Below are 21,476 nucleotides of genomic sequence, written 5' to 3' on the forward strand. Positions count from 1 at the left end.
CTTCAAGACTCGATATTTCGTGTATCGATATCGTCTTGTGAGTGCCCACACAGATTGTCTGATAAATTGTTAAAGAGCAGTGCCGGGAGGCTGTTTTCTCGACCGGCGCGGGCGGCGTATATTACGCCTTCCTCTTACAGAGTCAAGCTTTTATTCTCCCGTAGCGGGCTGCCTGCCTCTGGCTGAGCCGGTGCGCCGCAGCGACTGTTCCCGGTCAGCAGAGGCGCATTATAGGGCCTTCACCGCCGTTGACAAGAATAAATAACTAAAATAGTTTTAATTGGTTTTTTTTCAGCAAAAAGCCCCGTTCAGGAGCGCTGCGGCGCCTGTTTGGCGGATAATTGCGCTAAATCGCCGGCAAAGGCAGAAACTTGCTGCCAATCGGTATATTCCACTTCTTTGGTGCGATCGGTTTCACCGCCGGTCATGCGCATGATCATCTGGATCATTACCCGATCAAACCAGCGATAGCGCGGATAACACAACGCACCCGCAAATACGGCGCAAAGATCGGGACGCCAGGGCGTTTTCGCCAAAAATTTCCGGGTATAGGCATTGGTGGCCGGGGTGCGCTTATCGGGTTTGCGCGCCGTCAAATTGACGGCATAAAACGCGTTGGGAATACTGTACAGCCAATCGAGCTGCTGCGCGATAAAGCGGTCAAGATCCGCGGCAAAACGGCCATAGCGAATCGACGCGCCCACTACCACCCGCTTATAACGCTGCAGATCGAGATCCTGTGCGAGGCGCAGATCGACCACATCACATTCGCAGCAATCGGTCAAATGGGCCGCAATCGCGCGCGCAATTTTGTGCGTTTGGCCATCATGGCTCAAATAGAGAATCAACGTTTTCATGGTAAACCTTGTATCACTCACGCCAAAAGGTTGGCGTAAACAGGACCAATAAGGTGAATACCTCCAGACGGCCAAACAGCATGGTCAGGATGAGTATCCACTTGGCCACCGCATTCATGGAGGTAAAGTTATCGGCCACGACACCCAGGCCGGGCCCGAGGTTGTTCAGCGTTGCCGCCACCGCCGCGAAGGCGGAAAAGTTATCGACGCCGGTGGCGACTACCGCCAGCATACTGAGGATAAACACTAGCGCATAAGCGGAAAAAAACCCCCAAACTGCTTCCAGAATCCGCTCAGGCAGCGCCCGGTTACCCAGTTTGATGGTGTAAACCGCGTTTGGATGCACTAAGCGTTTCAGTTCACGCGAACCCTGCAAATAGAGCAGCAAAATGCGGATCACCTTTAATCCGCCCCCTGTGGAACCGGCGCAGCCGCCGATAAACGCTGAACAAAGGAGTAATATCGGCAAAAACAACGGCCATTGGGCGATGCTGTCGGTGGTAAACCCGGCGGTGGTCGCCATGGAAACCACTTGAAAAAACGCCTGATTAAGCGTTTGCAGGCTGTTAGCGTAAACGTCGTAACGCCAAAGAATCAAAATACAGATCACCACCAGCGTTAACTGTACCGAAATAAACATGCGAAATTCGGGATCTCGCCAGTAGACTTTCAGATTGTGGCCGTTAAGAGCGGCAAAATGGAGACCGTAGTTGCAACCGGATATCAGTAAAAATACGGCGACAATCGTATTGATTAGCGGACTGTGATAATAACCGATACTCGCGTCGTGGGTGGAAAAACCGCCGATGGCAATGGTGGAAAAACTGTGGCTTATCGCATCGAACGCCGACATACCCGCGCCCCACAGCGCCAGAGCGCAGGCAATGGTCAGCGCCACATAGATGAGCCATAAGGTCTTGGCGGTTTCAGCGATACGCGGGCGCATTTTGTTGTCTTTCAGCGGACCGGGCATTTCCGCGCGGTACAGCTGCATGCCGCCAACGCCGAGAATTGGCAGAATCGCCACCGCCAGCACAATGATCCCCATGCCGCCAAACCACTGTAACATCTGTCGGTAAAACAAAATGGCGTGAGGAAAGGTATCCAGTCCCACCAGCGCGGTGGCGCCGGTGGTAGTCAGCCCTGAAAAGGATTCAAAGAACGCATCGGTGACCGACAAATTGGGATGTTCGGCAAATAAAAACGGCAACGCACCCACACTACCCAAAACGGTCCAAAACAGCACCACAATGAGAAATCCTTCGCGAGATTTTAATTCGCTTTTTTGACGACGGTTCGGAAACCACAGCAAAAGTCCAATAGCCTGTGCGCAAAAAAATGTTTGCGCGAAAGCGCTGCCGGCACCATCCCGATAGATCAAGGCCACCAGGCCGGGAATAATCATAGTCACCGAGAACAAGATGACAAGCAGGCCCACGATGCGGGTTATGGTGCGAAAATGCATGTCTGCACTATCCTTAATGATTACACAATTCAGGGGGAAGGCATTATTGTGAAACAGGCGTTAATTGCAATGCGCCGCGGCTGAGATCGCGCAGTTTATCATTGGCCACCGCAATGCGATGCAGAGGTATCTCGAGGGTGAGTATAATCGATTCCTGATATTCCCCTGCAACGATTAGCCCTTCAGCCTGCTGTATCGCGGCCTCGACCCAGGCTAACTGCGGATAATGGCAGCGCAGCACGAAACGCCGGCGCGGAATACGCGCTAGCCGAGAAACCCGTTTCAGCGCCTGCTGAACCCCGCCACCGTAGGCTTTGACCAGTCCACCGGTACCCAGGTGGATTCCACCATAATAACGCACCACTACCGCAGTGATTTCCCCGAGACCGCTTCCATCCAGCTGGCTTGCCGGCGGTGCCCGAGGGCTCTCCATCATCGGAGAACCCACGCAGGCGGGAGTCCGCGGGCGGACCGGCGATATACGCCCAGCAGTGATGCGCGGCCGCCGGATTCTGCTGGCGACAGTGCAGAATATAGGCTTTGGCGGCGTCGGTTCCCTGAGTGGGGGACAGTAACGTGATAAAACGGCTTTTTTTTATTTCCGCCGTCAGCGGGACTTCTGCCGCCGGTGCAAACCATGACGTCGTCATGCCAATTTCAGCGCGCGCGTCATATTTTCGATGTGATTGTCACGAATAACGATATTGTCCTCAATGCGGATACCGCCGTAAGGCTTAAAGCTTTCAATACGCGACCAGTTGAAATGACGGCCGAAGGCGCCGGCGCGCCAAGGGGCCAGCAACGACTCGATAAAATAAAGACCGGGCTCGACAGTCAACACCATCCTCGGCTGCAGCACGCGCGTGCAGCGCAAATGAGGATAGCGAGACGGCGGCGCCAGAGAAGTGCCGCTATCATCTTGCATAAAACCGGCGACATCGTGCACTTGCAACCCCAGCGGATGACCTAACCCGTGAGGCAGGAACGGCACGGTTACGCCCTCCGTCACCATCGCATCCTCACTCAAGCCACTGACGATATCAAACTGCTTTAAGAGCTTGGCGATTCTGCCGTACATCTGCAGATGATAGTCGATGTAGTTGATACCGGTTTCGATGGTGGCGATAAGCGCCTGCTGCTCACTATTCATCGCCGCGATAAGCGCTGCGAAATCGCTGTCTTTGTGCGTCGCATAGGTACGGGTCAGGTCGGCGGCGTAACCGTTATATTCGGTGCCGGCATCGATCAGGAAACTCAGTACGTGTTCCGGTGTGCGCTGATCTAGGCGGGTGTAATGCAACACCGCCGCATGTTCATTCAGGGAGATAATACTATCATAAGGCACATCGGTATCGCGGTGGCCGCACGCGCTGAGATAGGCGATATTGATATCGAATTCGCACATGCCGGACAAGAAGGCCTCTTTCGCCGCCCGATGACCGTTTACCGCTGATTTTTGCGCCTCGCGCATGCAGGCAAGCTCATAGTCGGTTTTGTAGGCGCGATGGAAATGCAGATAATCCAGTACCGGCTGCGGGTTGATGTATTCACGTTCAATTCCCAGCCGGGAGGCCCGCTGCGGCGCCGATCCCAGATAGGCCACGTTATCGCGCGGCAGTAACAGCGCGTCAATCTCGTCTGGATCGGCGAACGGCACGATATCCACATACGGCGTCCAAAAACTGTCCGGCAACGGTTCCACGAGGTACCAATAATCTACCGGCAGGTAATACCAGAGTTTCGGCTTGTTAACCCCATCGACCCACAGCCAGCAGTGCTGCACGCCGGTAACCGGCAACCAGGCTTTAAACTGTGGATTGACTTTAAACGGGTAGTCATGATCATCGAGAAAGCGGCCAATTGGCTCGCCGGCATGGATCAGTAATCCCTCCAGCCGCTGGCGCTGTAATATTTCCCGGGTTCGCTGTTGGAGTGTAGCGAGGTGATCCTGGTAAAGCGAAGAAAGCGATTCCATGTTCAAACCCTATGCGGAACGTAATTGACCCATATTACCATAGCGCTCCGCCTGGAACAGCGCCGGCCGCCGCGCGTGTCGCGGCGTTGATACGGTAAACCCGGCTTAGATAAAAGCGAAAGCGTCACCAAAAATGCGTTCGACCACGGCGCTGCGCTCGGCGCAGAAGCGTTCCCGGGCAATTTTTGCCATTTCAAAGCGCCCCGCAATATAGATATCGTAGTGTTCCAGAGATCCATAGTCCTGCATCACCGCCATCAGCACGATGCCGGAACGGCCCTGCCAGTGCTCATCCGGCTGTTCCACCACTGGCACCACAGACAATTGCGGATGCTGCAGGGTAAGCGATTCCAGCTCGCCTAAATCATACAGATGATCCCGCTCGCGCCCCCCCCAGTATATCGCCACTTTTCGCTCTGGCTGGCGCGCCAGCACCGTTAATAAAATCGAGCGCGCGTAAGAGAAGCCGGTGCCACCGGCGATCAGCACGATAGGCCGGTCGGTATCATCACGTAGCCAGGCTTCGCCCTGCGGAACTTCGACGGTGATTTCCCTCTCCTTCAGGATACGATCCATGACGGCCATCGCATACAAATTGAGTTCGGAAGCACCGATATGCAGCTCGATAAACGTGGTTTCCATGGGCGTCGACGCCAGGGAAAAAGGCCGTTTATCACGTTCGTCCATTACCACCATCAGGTACTGACCGGCGCGGAAGTGAAAAGCCGCTTCCGGAGCCAGCCGTACGCGGTAAACGGTATCAGTGATGGCATCCACGGAAGAGACCTTACAGGTCAATGTTGTCATGCAGTCCCTCTGTCGGGTCATTAAGCAATTTGCCACAGGCGCCGCGCACATTACATTACGACGCGTGATCATTTTTCAGGATAGCCAGTTGGTCCCAAATAGCGTCAACGCGCTCGCGTACCGTCCGATCCATTTCGATCGGTGTGCCCCATTCACGCTGCGTTTCTCCCGGCCATTTATTTGTCGCGTCCATGCCCATTTTCGATCCCAACCCGGAAACCGGCGAAGCGAAATCCAGATAGTCTATCGGCGTATTTTCCATCAAAACAGTATCGCGTGCCGGATCCATTCGGGTGGTCATCGCCCAAATCACGTCTTTCCAATTACGTGCATCAATATCATCATCGCATACGATAACAAATTTGGTATATATGAATTGACGGAGGAAAGACCAGACGCCCATCATCACCCGCTTGGCGTGACCGGCATATTGTTTTTTGATAGTCACCACCGCCAGGCGGTAGGAGCACCCTTCCGGCGGCAAATAGAAATCCACGATTTCTGGAAATTGCTTCTGCAAAATAGGCACGAAGACTTCATTGAGCGCTTCGCCCATCACCGCGGGTTCATCGGGGGGACGACCGGTATAGGTTGAGTGGTACAGCGCATCGCGCCGCTGGGTGATATGGGTAATGGTAAAGACCGGAAAGCGGTCTGTTTCGTTGTAATAGCCGGTATGATCGCCATAGGGCCCTTCCGTCGCCGTTTCGCCCGCCTCCAGATAACCTTCCAATACGATCTCGGCGCTGGCCGGCACTTCTAAATCGCAGGAAACGCACTTGACCACTTCGGTTTTGTTGCCGCGTAGCAGGCCTGCGAAAGCGTATTCGGAAAGTGCATCGGGCACCGGCGTTACCGCGGCCAGGATCGTCGCCGGATCGGCGCCAAGAGCGACCGCGACCGGGAAGCGTTGACCAGGATTTTGCTGCGTCCATTCCTGGAAATCCAGCGCGCCGCCGCGGTGAGAAAGCCAGCGCATGATAACCTTATTTTTGCCCAGCACTTGCTGGCGGTAGATACCGAGGTTTTGCCGTTCATTGTGCGGCCCGCGGGTTACCGTAATCCCCCAGGTGATGAGCGGTGCGGCGTCGCCGGGCCAACAGTGCATGACCGGAATACGGCCGAGATCCACATCCTCCCCCTGCCAGATTTGTTCCTGGCAAGGCGCAGAGTTCAGCCGTTTGGTCGGCATATGCAGCACCTGACGAAATTGGGGAACTTTGTCCAGCAGGTCGCGAAAGCCCTTGGGCGGCTCCGGCTCTTTTAGAAACGCCAGCAGTTTGCCCACATCTCGCAAAGCGTTAACACTCTCCTGCCCCATGCCAAGCGCCACCCGGTCAGGGGTGCCGAACAAATTGCACAGCACCGGCATGGTGTACCCTTTCGGGTTTTCAAACAGCAGCGCCGGACCGCCGGCGCGCAGCGTACGGTCGGCGATTTCCGTCATTTCCAGATAGGGATCAATGGGCAAGCTGATTCGTTTTAATTCCCCCCGCTGCTCCAGCAGGGCAAGGAAGTCGCGCAAGTCACGGTATTTCATAGCTTCATCGGGAACGTTATTTATACTGCATTATAAGATCTGTTTATCAGCCTTGCTGGTCTTTTGTCAAAGATCGGTAAAATAAGCCGCCCTGACGGCCCGACAGCGGCGGCGTCCGGTGCTATATATATGTTATGGCTTTTGCTATGCTGAGACTTCGATGAGATAGGTAAATTGTTACTATGGAAGCTTGGTATTTATTGTATTGTAAACGTGGACAATTATTGCGTGCTAAAGAACATCTTGAACGGCATGTCGTAGCCTGTTTGACGCCGATGGTCACTCTGGAGAAAATTATCCGGGGCAAGCGCACAGAAAGCTGAGAGCCGCTGTTTCCAAACTATCTTTTTATCGAGTTTGATCCAGAAACGATCCATACAACCACCATCAGCGCGACCCGCGGCGTAAGCCACTTCGTCCGCTTCGTCAGTCTGCCGGTAATTATCCCTGCGGAGGTCATTGAGAGTCTGCGCGACCATCGTTTTGACAACGTGACCGACCCCGAGACACCTTTATCCGGCGATAAGGTCGTGATCACCGCCGGGGTGTTTGAAGGGCTGCAGGCTATTTATACCGAACCCGACGGTGAAGCGCGCTCAATGCTGTTGCTGAATCTGTTGAATAAACAGGTTTATCAAAGTCTGGATAATCGCCTGTTTCAGAAAATGCAGTAGCCCGTTTTGGCGCGGCCGAGACATCGCTTGCCGCGCACGGTGTACAACGCCGGAAAACCTGACCACTGCAACCACTTACAGCCCCAGCCGCCCTCGTCCTGACCGACAGCGCTGCAGCGCAGGTAACGGCGTTACTCAGGCTAATCTTCTTCGGGATCGTCCTCTTCCTCATCGCCTTTGCGCCCTTTACCCACATAGAAGCGGGCGAAGAAAACGCCGATTTCAAACAGCAGGTACATGGGTATCGCCAATAGCGTCTGAGAAAACACGTCCGGCGGCGTCAGCAACATACCAACGACAAAAGCGCCGACGAGCACATAGGGCCGCTTCTTGCACAGATCATCCGGCGTCACCACGCCGCTCCAGCACAGCAGGACGATAGCTACCGGCACTTCAAAAGACACCCCAAATGCCATAAATAATGCCATGACGAAATCGAGATAGTTATTAATATCGGTCGCGATAAGCACGCCGCGCGGGGCGGTATGCGCGAAGAAACTGAAGGACAGCGGGAAGACGACAAAATAGGCGAATGCCATACCGGCGTAAAATAGCAGGGTGCTGGAGAACAACAGCGGCATCATCAGCCGGAGTTCATGTTTGTACAGCGCGGGAGCAACGAACGCCCACACTTGATAGAGCAGCAGCGGCGCGGAGACAAATACCGAGACGATGATAGTCAGCTTGATTGGCGTAAAGAACGGCGACGCGACATCCGTCGCGATCATGCTGGCGCCCGCCGGTAGCTGTTTTATAAGCGGTGCGGATATCAGCTGATAAATATCGTTAGCGAAATATATCAGCGCCAGAAAGACCACCAGCACGCTGAGTATGCAGTAAAGTAACCGCTTGCGCAGTTCGATTAAGTGACTGATCAGGGGTTGGGTATCATCAACGGCCATGGATTAGCGATCATTATTCAGTGGAGAAGTGGACGAAGCCGGCCGCGTGGCGGTTGCCTCCCTGCCGGATTCTTCTTGTGCCGGCGCGGCGGGTGCCGAAGCCGGGGTGGCCGGGTTGGCGACCGAATCAACCGACGCGGAGGCCATCGCGCCCGGCGAGGTCGGAGAGGCATTAGCCCCAGCGGCGACCGGCTGGACGGTTTCGGAGGCCGCGGTCTGGGCAGTCGGGTCAGCAACTGGATCCGCCGGCGTGGAGGGTCTGGCGGCCGGCTGGACGGTTTCGTAGGCCGCGGTCTGAGCAGTCGGGTCTACAACTGATTCGGCCGCCGCAGAGGCCGCGACGCTTGGCGCCATTGGCGGCGCTTCTGCCTGACGATCGCCCTCCGCCGGTGTCACGCCATCATGCAACGCCTCTGGATCGGTGACTAACGGGTTATGGATAGTATGCGGCTCAGCCGGTTCCAGTGTGGCGCTGTTGATACCTTTGAATTCTTTCTTCATGGATTCCGCCGCTTCACGCAGCTCCTCCATTGACGCTTTCAGTTCCGGCGACAGATTGTTTTTACTGGCCTCTTCGACTTTTTTCAGGCTGTCCTGCAGCTTAAGCTCCTGCGTTAATTCGTTCTGCACCGTCGAAGCCATGGATCGTATTGCCCGGATCCACCCAGCCACCGTCCTGACCGCAACCGGCAAGCGTTCAGGACCCAGCACCACCAGTCCGATAACGAACACCAACATCAGCTCACCAAATCCAATATCGAACACGGCTTATACCTGCTCTTTATCTTTATTTTTGGCTTCATCTGGACGTGCCGGGTTGGCTTTCGGCTCAATGGGCGGCGCGGTAAAGTCGGCGTCCTGAGAGGATTTATCCGCCGATGTCGACGTTTTGTTGTCATCTTCGCCCATGGATTTTTTAAATCCTTTGATTGAGGCGCCCAAATCCGATCCCAGACCACGCAGCTTTTTGGTACCGAATAACAACACCACAATGGCCGCAATGATTAATAACTGTGTAATGCTGATACCGCCCATAACTTTGCCTCTCAAAAGGGGGGTAAAACCCGGGTTATAATTTCAGCGTCGTCTACGCGGTGCGTCTCCAGCCGATAATCCAGCTGACGATACCGGCGGCCATTAGCCAGGCCGGCATGGATCCCTCGTCAGCGCTTTGCGTCATTAAAAACGTGCCGCTCAGCAGCAGCGTGGCGCCAATGCCGAACAGAAAACGGGATTGGCTCTGCCGTACGTGATTTACCCGCATCTCTACCGACAGGCGATCGACGCTTTTCTGCAATAAGCGATGCTGCTTGAAACCGTCGTAAACAAGTTCGGGCAACTCGGGCAATTTTTCCGCCCAATAGGGCGCCTTTTCCTTTAATGCACGCAGAATGGCCGGCAGACCCACCTGATCTTTGATCCAGTCTTCCAGAAAAGGCTTGGCCGTTTTCCATAAATCCAGCTGAGGATAAAGCTGGCGCCCGACGCCTTCAATATACAGTAGCGTTTTCTGCAACAACACCAGTTGCGGTTGCACTTCCATATTAAACCGCCGCGCGGTGTTAAAGAGATTCAACAATACGTGGCCAAAAGAAATTTCCGCCAGCGGTTTTTCAAAAATAGGCTCGCAGACGGTGCGAATAGCGAACTCGAAATCCTCAACATTGGTATCCGGGGGCACCCAGCCGGAGTCCACGTGCAACTCCGCTACCTTACGGTAATCGCGATTGAAAAAGGCGATAAAATTTTCCGCCAGATAGCGCTTATCTTCTTTATTCAGCGACACGACAATACCACAGTCGATTCCGATATACTGCGGATTCTCAGGATGTTCAAAACTGACAAAAATGTTGCCAGGGTGCATATCGCCGTGAAAAAAACTATCCCGGAAAACCTGGGTAAAAAAGACCTGTACCCCGCGTTCCGCCAGCAGCTTCATGTTGGTGCCTTGCTTCTCCAGCGCGGCGACATCATTGACCGGTACGCCATAGATGCGCTCCATCACCATCATGGTTTCGCTACAGTAATCCGGGTAGACCTCCGGGATATACAGCATCGGGCTACCGTCGAAATTACGTCGGAGCTGAATGGCATTGGCCGCTTCACGCAGCAAATTAAGCTCATCAAGCAGTGTCTTTTCATATTCCAGCACAACCTCGACCGGCCGCAGACGTCGTCCGTCCGGCAATAAATGCGGCACCCAGCTGGCCAGCCGGTACATCAGCTGCATATCAGCTTTGATCATCGGCAAGATATCCGGGCGGATCACCTTGATGACCACCTCTTTGCCGTTTTTCAGCCGGGCGGTATGGACCTGCGCAATGGAGGCTGAAGCCAGCGGCTCCTGCTGAAAATCATCGAACCAGATTTCAAGTGGCTGCCCCATCGAACGTTCGATATGGACGCGTGCCAGGGCGCCGTCAAAGGGCTGCACCCGATCTTGCAGCATCGCCAACTGGTCGGCAATGGCCGGCGGAAACAAATCACGGCGGGTCGAAAGCATCTGGCCGAACTTGATCCATACCGGTCCCAATTCCTGAAGCGCCAGGCGTAAACGTTCGCCCAGCATGCGCTGCGCGTGGTTGTTCGGCATCCAGAATAGCAAATTGCGTCCCAGCCGCAGCGGTAGCGTCAACCGCGTTTTCGGGATAAGCTCATCCAGTCCATAGCTGAGCATGACGCGAATAATCAGATAGAGGCGGCGGATCTCACCGAATATCATCTGCTGGCCTCCCATTTTTCCAGGCGGGCCGCCAGATCCTCGCCAGCCCTGGTGACCTCATCCACTTCGTCGCAAAACCACGCCTGCTCCAGCGCCGAGGGCGCCAGACGCCATTCATCGGTTATTGACTGGGTCACCCGGCCCTGGCCGGTGCGCAACAACCGCAGCGTACGCGTCAGCCGGCGCGCAACCGTTCGACTGACGCTTTCAGCGGCGATATCGCCTAGCCAGGGCGCCAGCAGTTCTGCCCCATCAAATTCAGCCATATCCAGCAGCGCGGCGAATTGCTGCAGGCACTGGAGATCGCCTTCTACGTCGAGGAAGCCCTGCTTAATCATCTGCGTCAACTGCTGACGTTCCCGCAGCGCCGGCAATGTGGCGAGACGGGTACGCACCGTGCAATCCGCAGTATCATCCCAGGCGTTGAGCACATCCACCTGACACTCGCCGAATACCAGAATAACCGGCGTCTCCCATTCGGCCAATTCAAACCGCAAAACTTTACCTTTCAGGCGCTGACGGGCGGCGGACATGGCGCGATCCTGATATAGCAGGCGTTCAAGCACGACTTCCAGCGTTGCGCTTATCAACGGCATCAACAACATGTCATATCCCGATCAGAATTTATAACCGCGGTGCAAAGCCACGATGCCACCGGTCATATTGAAATATTCGGCGCTGTCGAACCCGGCATCCAGCATCATCGACTTCAGCGTTTCCTGATCCGGATGCATGCGGATGGACTCCGCCAGATAGCGATAGCTACCGGCATCACGGGCCACCATTTCGCCAATGCGCGGCAGAACGTGGAATGAGTAGAGATCGTAAGCTTTATTCAGCGGCTTGAAGCGCGGGGTGGAAAATTCGAGGATCAGCAGTCGTCCGCCGGGTTTCAGCACTCGGTACATCGACTTCAACGCCTGCTCTTTTTCGGTCACGTTGCGCAGGCCAAACGAAATGGTAATACAATCGAAGGTATTGTCTGGAAACGGCAGCGCTTCAGCATTGGCCTGTACGTAGCTGACATTGCCCAAAATACCGCGATTACGCAGCTTCTCACGCCCCACTTTCAGCATGGAGTCGTTGATATCCGCCAGCACCACCTCCCCGTCGTCACCCACCAGACGTGAAAATTTGGCGGTCAGATCGCCAGTACCACCCGCCAGATCCAGAACTTTTTGCCCGCGACGCACGCCGCTACATTGGATAGCGAAACGTTTCCAGATGCGGTGAATACCGAAGGACATCAGGTCATTCATCAGATCGTATTTTGCCGCAACGGAGTGAAAGACATCCGCCACCATTAACGCTTTCTGATCCTTCGCTACGGTGCGATACCCGAAGTGGGTGGTTTCACGCTTATCGTCATCTGCCATGTTCGTCGTCCTGCTCAATCAGTTTCAGAGAAGTGTAACAGATGCGTGCTGAAAGCCCCACCGCGGCGCGTTACTCCCGTAGCGGGCATTCCGCACGCGTCTGCCGTGACGGGCCAGACCCGTCCTGTGCACCATCCGTCGGGGAGTCGCACGCACCCGCCTTCTGAGGCGCGCCCGCGTTCTGCAGGTCGGTCACCGCCGCCGCCTCGCCAGGGCGATCGGCAAAAGGAACATGGGCGCCCGGCGCAAAAGCGATGGGGCGTTTTATTTCCACGCCCAAGGCGCGGAACCCCTCCGCCTGGCCGATAATATTACCACGCCCGTCGGACAATTTATTCTTCGCCAGCCGATAGCTGGCTTGCGCTTTATCAAGACTTTGGCCGATAGCATTAATATCATCAACAAACAGCCGCAATTTATCATACAGGCGCGCCGCGCGATCGGCGATATGCTGGGCATTGCGGCTTTGATGCTCGTAGCGCCACAGATTATTTATCGTGCGTAGCGCAACCAACAGCGTGGTGGGACTGACCAACATAATATTGTGCGCCAGCGCCTCGCTTATCAGCTCCGGCTGCCGGCTAATCGACACCATAAAGGCCGGCTCTATCGGCACAAACATCAGCACATAATCCAGCGAGCGTAATCCCGGAAATTGCTGATAATCTTTACGGCCCAGCACTTTCATATGGGCGCGCAGCGAATTGACATGCTCGGTGAGTGCCAACTGGCGTTCAGCGTCATCATCGCTGTTAAAATAGCGTTCATACGCCACCAGCGACATTTTCGCGTCAATGACCACATCTTTACCCTGCGGCAGACGCACCACCACATCGGGCTGCAGCCGCCGGCCATCGCTTTGTTAGATGCTGATCTGGGTGTCAAATTCATGGCCTTCACGCAGCCCTGACGCTTCCAGGACCCTGCTAAGCACCACTTCGCCCCAATTACCCTGCGCTTTGTTATCGCCCTTGAGCGCGCGGGTCAGATTGACGGCCTCCTGGGTCATCTGCGCATTGAGCTGCTGCAAATTGCGGATTTCATGGGCCAGCGTGTGGCGTTCGCGCGCCTCTTGGCCAAAACTGTCCTGCACCTGGCGGCGAAAGCCCTCCAGTTGTTCGCGCAGCGGCATCAGCAGCCGGTCAAGGCTTTGTCGGTTTTGCTCATCCACCTTGCGCCCGCTGTGCTCAAAGATGCGGTTAGCCAGATTTTCAAACTGCGCCGACAACCGTTGCTCGCTGTTTATTAACAGGCGCTGCTTCTATTACGCCGCCAGGCGGGTTTCCTCCAGACGAATAGCGACTTCGCGCAGTTCCGCCCCCTGGCTGCTGTTGATTTCTCGCTGCGCCCGCAGCTCTTGATTAAGTTGCTCACACTCCTGGCGGAAATGGGCAAGGGAGGTCAGACGCTCCTCGGCGGCAGCCAACCGGCCGAACATGTCACGCTGCTCCCGTTGCCCCTCGCGCGTCGCGAGCTCGGCCTGCCGACGACTGTGTTGCTCGTCGGCGAGCGCCTGACGCGTCGCCTGCAGCCCCTGATCGAGACTGACCCGTTCCGCCTCCTGCGCCAGATGCTGTCGGGCGCCGGCGATGAGCCAGCCAACCCCTACGCCAATTAATGCGCCGCCAATACCGTAAAACAGGCTGTAGTCCATATTGCCTCCGCCTAACCCATGCTGACAGTCACGTTAAGGGGGAACTGTATAGATGTCCAGCGCCTTTTATTGGCCGAGGAAGCGCGCCAACCAGCGCAGACCGAATGCGCCAGGCGCCAGCAGACCGAACGCCCAGAGCGCCGCAGACAAAAGATTAGCTAACTGGAACCCAAGCCGCGGCATACCGCAAAGCCCTGCAACTAGCGGTACTACCGCCCGCAGCGGGCCGAAAAAACGCCCGAGAAAAACGCCGGCTATCCCCCAGCGCGCAAAAAAAAACGTGGCCGCGCTTGAGCATGGCAGGATGCCGGGTAAACGGCCACAGGCCATAGACCCGATGCTGGTAGTGATCGCCCACCCAATAAGAGAGCCAATCGCCAAAAAAGCCGCCCGCGACGGCGGCAAGATAAATAGGCCAAAAAGGGATGCCGGCCTCGCCTATCAGCGCGCCCATCCCGAGCAAAATAATCGTCGCCGGCAGCAGCAGCGATAAGAACGCCAACGATTCGCCGAAGGCCAGCAAGAAAACAATGGGTATGGCCCAGACCTGATGCTGGCGGACAAAATCAGTGATAAGGGATATCCACACTTCCACTAAAGCATTATTCCTGACTCATACCGCGGGCGGGACACTAAAGCGTAGCGTATCGCCCGCGGTCAAGAAAACGAAAGACGGCGAGGCGGCCGCCCGCTCAGCCGCGGCCGCCGGATAACTCATCGCCTGCCATCAGGCGGTCAACAGCAGACGGGCGGCCTCCACGACGATAGTCACGGCGGCGCTTTCCGTTTGTTGCAGTACCGCCACATCGGGCGTTTCCTACTGCAGCCGGTTGACGATTACCCACGCCACCACACCGGCGCGCAGCCCCTGCGTCGCGCACATGGTCAATAAAGTGGCGGATTCCATCTCATAATTCATCACCCCCATGCCCTGCCATTCCTGCAGTGACCCTTTAAACTGCCGCACCACCCGGCCAGAGTAGGTGTCGTAGCGTTCCTGGCCGGGATAAAAGGTGTCGTAAGACGCTGTCACGCCCACGTGCAGCCGGGCGCCGCTCTTTTTCGCCGCCTGCACCAGCGCGGTGGTGCAGGCAAAATCCGCTATCGCCGGGAATGCCAGCGGCGCAAAATGCTGGCTGGCGCCGTCCAGGCGCACGGCGGCGGTGGTGACCAGCACATCACCGACATTGATGGCGTTTTGAATGGCACCGGTCGTGCCCACCCGCAAAAAGGTACGGATACCAAGCTGGGACAGTTCTTCCACCGCGATAGAGGTAGAGGGCCCGCCGATGCCGGTTGAGCAGACAACCACCGCCTTGCCCTCCAGCTCGGCGCGCCAGGTGGTAAATTCGCGATGGGTCGCCAGATGTACCGGATTGGTCATCAGCCGGGCGATCTTTTCCACCCGCTGGGGGTCACCCGGCACGATGGCAAGTGTGGCGCCTGCCAGGTCGGAAAATGTCAGGCCAAGATGGAAAACGTCAGACTGCTCCACGGCATATACATCTGCAAATGATGGCTTATATCGCCGATAATATCATTATTAACTTTGATTTACCGTGTTAACTCCCAATTTTTCTCTCCGTATCCTACTCTGGAAGCGCGATCCAGATTCGCTGGATGGCGACATTGACGGAAGTGGCTTCGGCGGCCTAATTTGACAGGTGTAGCTGTCCAACTGGTGATAATGACAAAAGGTTAATGCCAATGAGCCCTAACGATACCCTGACTCCTCAGACGTCGGTTACCGGTTTTACCCGCGCCGCGGGCGCACCGGCCGTGACCGCTATCGTCACCGACGAGGCAAATCTGACCTCCGGCCCCACCACCGTGCCCAGCCAGGGCGACGCGATGCCCGCGTGGATGGACCGGCCCGCCGGCCAGCATGACGCTTTACCTGTGGTGATCGTGGTGCAGGAAATTTTCGGCGTCCATCAACACATCCAGGACCTCTGCCGCCGTCTGGCCAAGGAAGGTTACCTGGCTATCGCCACCGAACTGTATTTCCGCCAGGGAGATCCGACGCAATATGACGATGTCGCTACGCTGCTGGCGGAATTAGTGAGTAAAGTCCCTGACAGTCAGGTCTTGTCAGATCTGGACCATACCGCGCACTTTGCCGCAACCCAGGGCGGCGATCTGCGTCGTCTGGCGATAACCGGCTTTTGTTGGGGAGGGCGAATCAGCTGGCTGTATGCGGCGCATAACCCACAACTCAAAGCGGCCGCCGCCTAGTATGGTAAATTGACCGGCGACAAAACATTGACGATGCCCAGGCACCCGGTGGACGTGGCCACCCAGCTTGGTGCACCGGTGCTCGGTTTGTACGGCGCGCAGGACGGCAGTATTCCGCTGGAAACGATTGAGACGATGCGCCAGGCGCTGCGCGCCGCCAACGCGGAAGCGGAGATCGTGGTGTATCCCGAGGCCGGCCATGCGTTTAATGCCGACTATCTCCCGAGCTATCATGCCGCCTCGGCGCAGGACGGCTGGCAACGCATGTTGGCCTGGTTTGCTCGCTTCGTGGTGAAGTGAAATAAAGCCACAGGCGGCGGGATAATCAACGAACCAGGTGCAGCAAAGCTGCCCGCTAAACCATCGTTCGCAGCTGATAACTGCGTACGGCCCAACGGCACCCTGCCGGGATCCTCGCGCCAATGCCTCTGCGCGTGTAACCCATAAAAAAGGGGCGCAGTCGCGCCCCGGGAGAATGCGATGCCACCTTAACCGGATTGATGGTGGCTACCGCGCTTGAGTAAACGCCGGTACGTTCTGCCATGACGGGTATTTCCCTGGTGTGGAACAACCTTTCCCGGCTGTGGCTTAATTATTCCGCTAAATTAAATTTTGACACAGCGTGCCGGCCGTCCCTTGCCGGACCGTTTCCTCTGGCGTCGTCACGCTGCATTACGCTTCCCTGCGCGAGCGCCGGAGAACCGGCGCCCTGGTTTACTGCTGCTCCGCGCGCAGTTTTCTGGCGTCGGTGACCATGTTGGCAAGCGATTGGCGGGTCTCCGGCCAGGCGCGGGTTTTAAGTCCGCAGTCAGGGTTCACCCACAAACGCTCCGCCGGAATACGCTGGGCCGCTTTACGCAGCAATTCGACTATCCACTCCTCGCTCGGGACGTTCGGCGAGTGAATGTCATATACGCCGGGCCCGATTTCGTTGGGGTAATCAAATTCCTTAAATGTTTCCAGTAATTCCATATCAGACCGGGACGTTTCAATGGTAATGACATCCGCATCAAGCGCCGCGATAGAGTCCATAATATCGTTGAACTCGCAGTAACACATATGGGTGTGGATTTGGGTATCGTCCTGCGCCACCGCCGCATTCAACCGGAATGCCTCCACCGCCCACGTCAGATAATCCTGCCAGGCCGAATTTTTTAGCGGCAAACCCTCGCGCAGCGCCGGTTCGTCGATCTGAATGATGCCGATACCGGCCTGTTCCAGATCCGCCACTTCGTCACGCAGCGCCAGCGCAATCTGACGGGCGATGGTTCTACGGCTCACATCTTCCCCAGCACAATATGGTCACCGGGCCGGTCAGCATGCCTTTCACAGGTTTTGCGGTCAGCGACTGGGCATAACGCGCCCATTCGACGGTAATCGCCTCGGGCCGGCTGATATCGCCGATGATGATCGGCGGCTTCACGCAACGCGAACCGTAGCTTTGCACCCAACCGTTCTGAGTGAAGACAAACCCTTCCAGATGCTCGCCGAAATACTCCACCATGTCGTTGCGCTCGGCTTCGACGTGGACCAGAACATCCAGCCCCAGACGCTCCTGCTCAACGATGGCCTGCTTGATATGTTCTCTTATGCCGGTACGGTAGCGGCCGCCGTCCAGACGACCGCGTTTGAAATCCAGACGCAGGCCGCAAATTTCCGTGGTTTGCGGGAATGAGCCGATGGTGGTGGTTGGCCAGGCGGGCAGTTTAAAGCGCGCACGCTGCAGGGCTGCGCGGGCGGCGTACGGCTGCTGGCGCTGGCTGTCGGCGGCGGTGATCTTTTCCAGACGCGCTTTGACCTCTGGGTTGTGTACCCGGCTTGAGTGACGGCGGGCGCGGATAGGCGCGCTATACTCACCCAAACGGGCCTGATTTGCCTCATCCGGCGCGTTCAACGCGGCGCGCAGCAGACCCAACTCGGCGCATTTTTGCAGCGCGAAAGCAAACCAGCTCTTCACTTCTTCATCCAGCCGCGTTTCGGTGCTCAAATCAATGGGGCTGTGCAGCAGGGAACACGACGATCCCAGCCAAAGCTCGCGTTTGCCCAGCAAAGGACGCAGTTGTTCAAACCAGCTCTGCAAATCGGCGCGCCAGACGTTGCGCCCGTTGATGACCCCGGCAGATAACACCCACTCTGCCGGTGCAGCTCGGCCAGGTCGTCGTCCCCCGCCACCAAATCCACATGCATCCCCTGCACCGGCAGCGTGGTGATAATATCTAGTTGATGCCGGATGCTGTCGAAATAGGTCGTCAGCAGCAGTTTTGTCTGGCCTTGCAGCGCTTGATAGGCTTCGCGCCACGCCTGCGGTAATTCCAGTACCAATGCCGGTTCGTCGATTTGTACCCAATCAACGCCGCGTTTCGCCAGCTTAGCTAAAACCTGTTGGTACACCGGCAGCAGGGACAGGCGATCAAACGCCTCGCTTTTGACTTTACCCAGCCACAGATAACTGACCGGTCCAAGCAGCACCTGCTTCACGCGATGGCCGAGCGCCAGCGCTTCGTCCACTTCCTCCAGCAACTGGGTCCAGCCCAGGCGGAACTGCTGTCCCAGGGTAAACTCGGGTACCATATAGTGATAGTTGGTGTTAAACCATTTGGTCATCTCGGCGGCGGCGGCCGGCTCACCGGTCGGCGCGCGGCCGCGGCCGATACGAAATAGCGTGTCTATATCGCTTTCGTTCGCGCCGCTGCGGTGGCGGGCCGGGACGTTATCCAGCATCAGGCTGGTGGTGAGGACATGATCGTACCAGGCAAAATCACCCACCGGCAGAAGGTCGACACCGGCGTCTTTCTGCTGTTGCCAATGACGCGCCCGCAGTTCGCGGCCGGTTTCAAGCAACTGCTGCTGGCTGATGTTACCGGCCCAATAACTTTCCTGCGCTTTTTTCAATTCCCGGTGCAGACCAACGCGGGGAAAACCCAGTGTGTGACTCAGAATTGCCATTACCCTCTCCCATTTAGACGTCCAGATGTTTATACATCCATAATCACCATGTAGCGTACTGTTCACAAGCGCAATTTATTCACTTCCAGGTGAAACACTCTCATGATCGAACTCAAACATCTGCGAACGCTGCAGGCGTTGCGTAACAGCGGCTCGCTGGCGGCGGCCGCGTCACAGCTACACCAGACCCAATCGGCGCTGTCGCATCAGTTCAGCGATCTGGAACAGCGGCTCGGCTTTCGCCTGTTCGTGCGCAAAAGCCAGCAGCTGCGTTTTACGCCGCAGGGCGAGATCCTGCTGCAGCTGGCCGAACAGATCTTGCCGCAGGTGCAGCAGGCGCTGCAAACCTGCCAGCAACCTCACCAGGCCACGCTACGTTTAGCCATCGAGTGCCATAGTTGTATCCAGTGTCTGACGCCGGCCCTGGCGGAATTCCATCAACAATGGCCGCAAGTGTTAATGGATTTCCGCTCCAGCGTCACCTTCGACCCGCAGCCGGCGCTGCAGCAGGGCGAACTGGATTTGGTACTGACCTCGGATATCCTGCCGCGCAGCGGGTTGTATTACGCGCCCATGTTCGATTTCGAGGTCCGGCTGGTGCTGTCGCCAGATCATCCGCTAGCGGACAAAAAGGTCATTGCGCCGCAGGATCTTGACCAGGAAACATTGCTTATCTATCCGGTACAGCGCAGCCGCCTGGACATTTGGCGCCATTTCCTGCAGCCGGCGGGCATCAGTCCGATGCTGAAAACCGTGGATAACACCCTGCTGCTGATACAAATGGTATCGGCGCGCATGGGTATCGCCGCGTTGCCGCATTGGGTCGTGGAAAGTTTTGAACGTCAGGGGCTTATCGCCACCCGGACGCTTGGGGAAGGGTTGTGGAGCCGACTATACGCCGCCGTACGCGACGGCGAACAACGCCAGCCGGCGACCGAGGCGTTTATCCGCTCCGCCCAGCAGCACGCCTGCGCTCATTTGCCCTATGTCCGCAGCGCCGGGGCAAATCTCAAACCTTCTCTGGCAACTCAGCGACCGGCGATAACGCCCACTGGCGTGGAATGTACCCTAGGCAGGCGGCTGCGACATTATCAGGCCAAGCCGTGATGGGGGTCCCCCGGCCAACCCGCATTGCCCGGCATTAGTATTACGGTTTTGCCGGCCAATGGCCTCAAGCCTTAGCCTGGCGGTCTGAGAGTCAAGATTTTCACCCTCGTGGGGTGGCAGTGTTCTTAGTCCGCTCCCGAAAATGTGGCTTACAACTCTGTGACCGGCACTTGGCGGGCAAAAGGCCCCGTGTGGATCCCTCTTTGCGTGGTGTTGTCGAAAGTCGCCCCGTCAACAATGGTGCCATCGAAAGTGGCGTATGCCAGTTGAGCGCCGTTGAGGGTGGTGCCCCTGAGGCAAGCATTGTTGAGCTTCGCGTGACTCAAGTCAGCGCAGGTGAGATCGGCATCGGCGAAATCGGCGCAGGTGAAATCGGTATGACTGAGGTTGGCACCAATGAGGTGAGCTCGCCACAACTTGGTCTTATAACAAACCGCGCTCGTCAGCGCCGCCTCGTGTAATTTGGCATCAGGCAGCCAGGCAAATTTCAGGTTGGCCTCCGCCAGAGAAGCTCTAGTAAGATTGGCATGGCGCATATCCGCCTTCTCCAGATTCGCGCCACGCAAATCCGCCGACGACAGATCGGCATATTTAACGTCAACGCCGGCCAGATTCGCCCCGCGCAAATCGATACGGCGTAGTGTGTAACCATTTAAATCGGCGCCGCGCAGGTCTATTTCCCCCTCCCTCGTCAGTGCATATTGGTATGCCGAGTGATGGGTTCGCTTTTGCAACAGCAACATAGTGAGGGTGTTTCTGAAAAGCGCTTCGTCTACGGTAGCAATAGTGGTGTTATTATTTTGCTCTGTAATTTTCACCTCCACCTTAACTTCACCGTTATACCAATGAGAAGGGGTATGAGAATAAGACACCTTATTGGCGCCGACTGTGAATTCGAGCGTTTTTGGTATTGTGTAGTCGGTGGGATCGGCTATTTTTTCTCCAATGCGTCGATGAGCGTATGGGTAAAGTTATCGTATTGCGATTAATATTTATTTTGTACGCTGCCGGGGATGAATAAATTGAAAAGATATTCTAAACATCCTTGTGGCGAAATAGCGGTTTGCCTATTAGCCTGGCTGTATTCTTCCACTGCATGTTGAGCAAACAAGGCACAGCGTGTTGCGCTAAGATTAGACAATGTCATTTTATTCCTTATTTTTATCAAGTGAAATTTATGTTGTTGATACTCTGATTAAACGCGCGTCCTGACGCC

General features: G+C 56.2%; 13 protein-coding genes and 7 pseudogenes. 3 read left to right on the top strand and 17 right to left on the bottom strand.

Going from position 1 to position 21,476, the window contains the following annotated elements:
• Nucleotides 1–308: 308 nt before the first annotated feature.
• The 6 genes and pseudogenes from hemG to ubiD form a co-directional block, all read right to left on the bottom strand.
• Nucleotides 309–857, bottom strand: a complete 549-nt coding sequence (gene hemG / locus JZM24_RS08620; protein ID WP_215669343.1) for a menaquinone-dependent protoporphyrinogen IX dehydrogenase — start codon at nt 855–857, stop codon at nt 309–311.
• Between the two features lie 13 nt (nt 858–870).
• Nucleotides 871–2,322: a Trk system potassium transporter TrkH gene (gene trkH / locus JZM24_RS08625; RefSeq protein ID WP_215669344.1), complete on the bottom strand. Its 1,452-nt coding sequence runs from the start codon at nt 2,320–2,322 to the stop codon at nt 871–873.
• Nucleotides 2,323–2,365: 43 nt separating this feature from the next.
• Nucleotides 2,366–2,972, bottom strand: a pseudogene (locus JZM24_RS08630) (YigZ family protein).
• The gene (gene pepQ / locus JZM24_RS08635) at nt 2,969–4,297 is read right to left on the bottom strand and encodes a Xaa-Pro dipeptidase (RefSeq protein WP_215669345.1); all 1,329 of its coding nucleotides are present in this window, start codon (nt 4,295–4,297) and stop codon (nt 2,969–2,971) included. The pseudogene JZM24_RS08630 and the gene pepQ overlap by 4 nt, the downstream one beginning before the upstream one ends.
• A gap of 105 nt (nt 4,298–4,402) precedes the next feature.
• Complete coding sequence (gene fre / locus JZM24_RS08640) at nt 4,403–5,104, bottom strand: NAD(P)H-flavin reductase (protein ID WP_215669346.1); 702 nt, start codon at nt 5,102–5,104, stop codon at nt 4,403–4,405.
• Nucleotides 5,105–5,159: 55 nt separating this feature from the next.
• On the bottom strand, nt 5,160–6,644 hold the full coding sequence (gene ubiD, locus JZM24_RS08645) for a 4-hydroxy-3-polyprenylbenzoate decarboxylase (protein WP_215669347.1): 1,485 nt from the start codon (nt 6,642–6,644) through the stop codon (nt 5,160–5,162).
• A gap of 182 nt (nt 6,645–6,826) precedes the next feature.
• On the opposite strand from ubiD, the pseudogene rfaH reads away from it, so the two are divergent.
• Nucleotides 6,827–7,318, top strand: a pseudogene (gene rfaH, locus JZM24_RS08650) (transcription/translation regulatory transformer protein RfaH).
• Between the two features lie 140 nt (nt 7,319–7,458).
• Here the strand turns inward: rfaH and tatC are convergent.
• The 9 genes and pseudogenes from tatC to udp form a co-directional block, all read right to left on the bottom strand.
• Nucleotides 7,459–8,220, bottom strand: coding sequence for a Sec-independent protein translocase subunit TatC (tatC, locus tag JZM24_RS08655; RefSeq protein WP_215669348.1), 762 nt, complete (start codon nt 8,218–8,220; stop codon nt 7,459–7,461).
• A 3-nt stretch (nt 8,221–8,223) separates the two neighbouring features.
• Nucleotides 8,224–8,985: a Sec-independent protein translocase protein TatB gene (gene tatB, locus JZM24_RS19690; protein ID WP_215669349.1), complete on the bottom strand. Its 762-nt coding sequence runs from the start codon at nt 8,983–8,985 to the stop codon at nt 8,224–8,226.
• A 3-nt stretch (nt 8,986–8,988) separates the two neighbouring features.
• The gene (gene tatE, locus JZM24_RS08665; protein ID WP_215669350.1) at nt 8,989–9,255 is read right to left on the bottom strand and encodes a twin-arginine translocase subunit TatE; all 267 of its coding nucleotides are present in this window, start codon (nt 9,253–9,255) and stop codon (nt 8,989–8,991) included.
• A 52-nt stretch (nt 9,256–9,307) separates the two neighbouring features.
• Nucleotides 9,308–10,942: a ubiquinone biosynthesis regulatory protein kinase UbiB gene (gene ubiB, locus JZM24_RS08670; protein WP_215669351.1), complete on the bottom strand. Its 1,635-nt coding sequence runs from the start codon at nt 10,940–10,942 to the stop codon at nt 9,308–9,310.
• A complete protein-coding gene (gene ubiJ / locus JZM24_RS08675; RefSeq protein ID WP_215669352.1) occupies nt 10,939–11,547 on the bottom strand; it encodes a ubiquinone biosynthesis protein UbiJ in 609 nt (202 codons plus the stop codon). Before ubiJ ends, ubiB begins: the two co-directional genes overlap by 4 nt.
• A gap of 12 nt (nt 11,548–11,559) precedes the next feature.
• Nucleotides 11,560–12,318 (bottom strand): bifunctional demethylmenaquinone methyltransferase/2-methoxy-6-polyprenyl-1,4-benzoquinol methylase UbiE, encoded by a 759-nt coding sequence (gene ubiE, locus JZM24_RS08680; RefSeq protein ID WP_215669353.1) that lies wholly within the window; start codon nt 12,316–12,318, stop codon nt 11,560–11,562.
• 70 nt (nt 12,319–12,388) lie between these two features.
• Nucleotides 12,389–13,747 (bottom strand): annotated as a pseudogene (gene rmuC / locus JZM24_RS08685) (DNA recombination protein RmuC); the annotation flags it as partial.
• Nucleotides 13,748–14,038: 291 nt separating this feature from the next.
• A pseudogene (locus JZM24_RS08690) lies at nt 14,039–14,567 on the bottom strand (DedA family protein).
• A 132-nt stretch (nt 14,568–14,699) separates the two neighbouring features.
• Nucleotides 14,700–15,467, bottom strand: a pseudogene (udp, locus tag JZM24_RS08695) (uridine phosphorylase).
• A 212-nt stretch (nt 15,468–15,679) separates the two neighbouring features.
• On the opposite strand from udp, the pseudogene JZM24_RS08700 reads away from it, so the two are divergent.
• Nucleotides 15,680–16,507 (top strand): annotated as a pseudogene (locus JZM24_RS08700) (dienelactone hydrolase family protein).
• Nucleotides 16,508–16,921: 414 nt separating this feature from the next.
• On the opposite strand, the pseudogene metE reads toward JZM24_RS08700, so the two are convergent.
• Nucleotides 16,922–19,153: pseudogene (gene metE, locus JZM24_RS08705) on the bottom strand (5-methyltetrahydropteroyltriglutamate--homocysteine S-methyltransferase).
• A 102-nt stretch (nt 19,154–19,255) separates the two neighbouring features.
• Here metE and metR point away from each other — a divergent pair.
• Nucleotides 19,256–20,260, top strand: coding sequence for an HTH-type transcriptional regulator MetR (gene metR / locus JZM24_RS08710; protein WP_246579919.1), 1,005 nt, complete (start codon nt 19,256–19,258; stop codon nt 20,258–20,260).
• Between the two features lie 149 nt (nt 20,261–20,409).
• On the opposite strand, the gene JZM24_RS18555 is transcribed toward metR, so the two are convergent.
• Nucleotides 20,410–21,084, bottom strand: a complete 675-nt coding sequence (locus JZM24_RS18555) for a pentapeptide repeat-containing protein (protein WP_215669354.1) — start codon at nt 21,082–21,084, stop codon at nt 20,410–20,412.
• Nucleotides 21,085–21,476 lie beyond the last annotated feature (392 nt).

Source organism: Candidatus Sodalis endolongispinus (assembly GCF_018777395.1).
GTDB classification, from domain to species: domain Bacteria; phylum Pseudomonadota; class Gammaproteobacteria; order Enterobacterales; family Enterobacteriaceae; genus Sodalis_B; species Sodalis_B endolongispinus.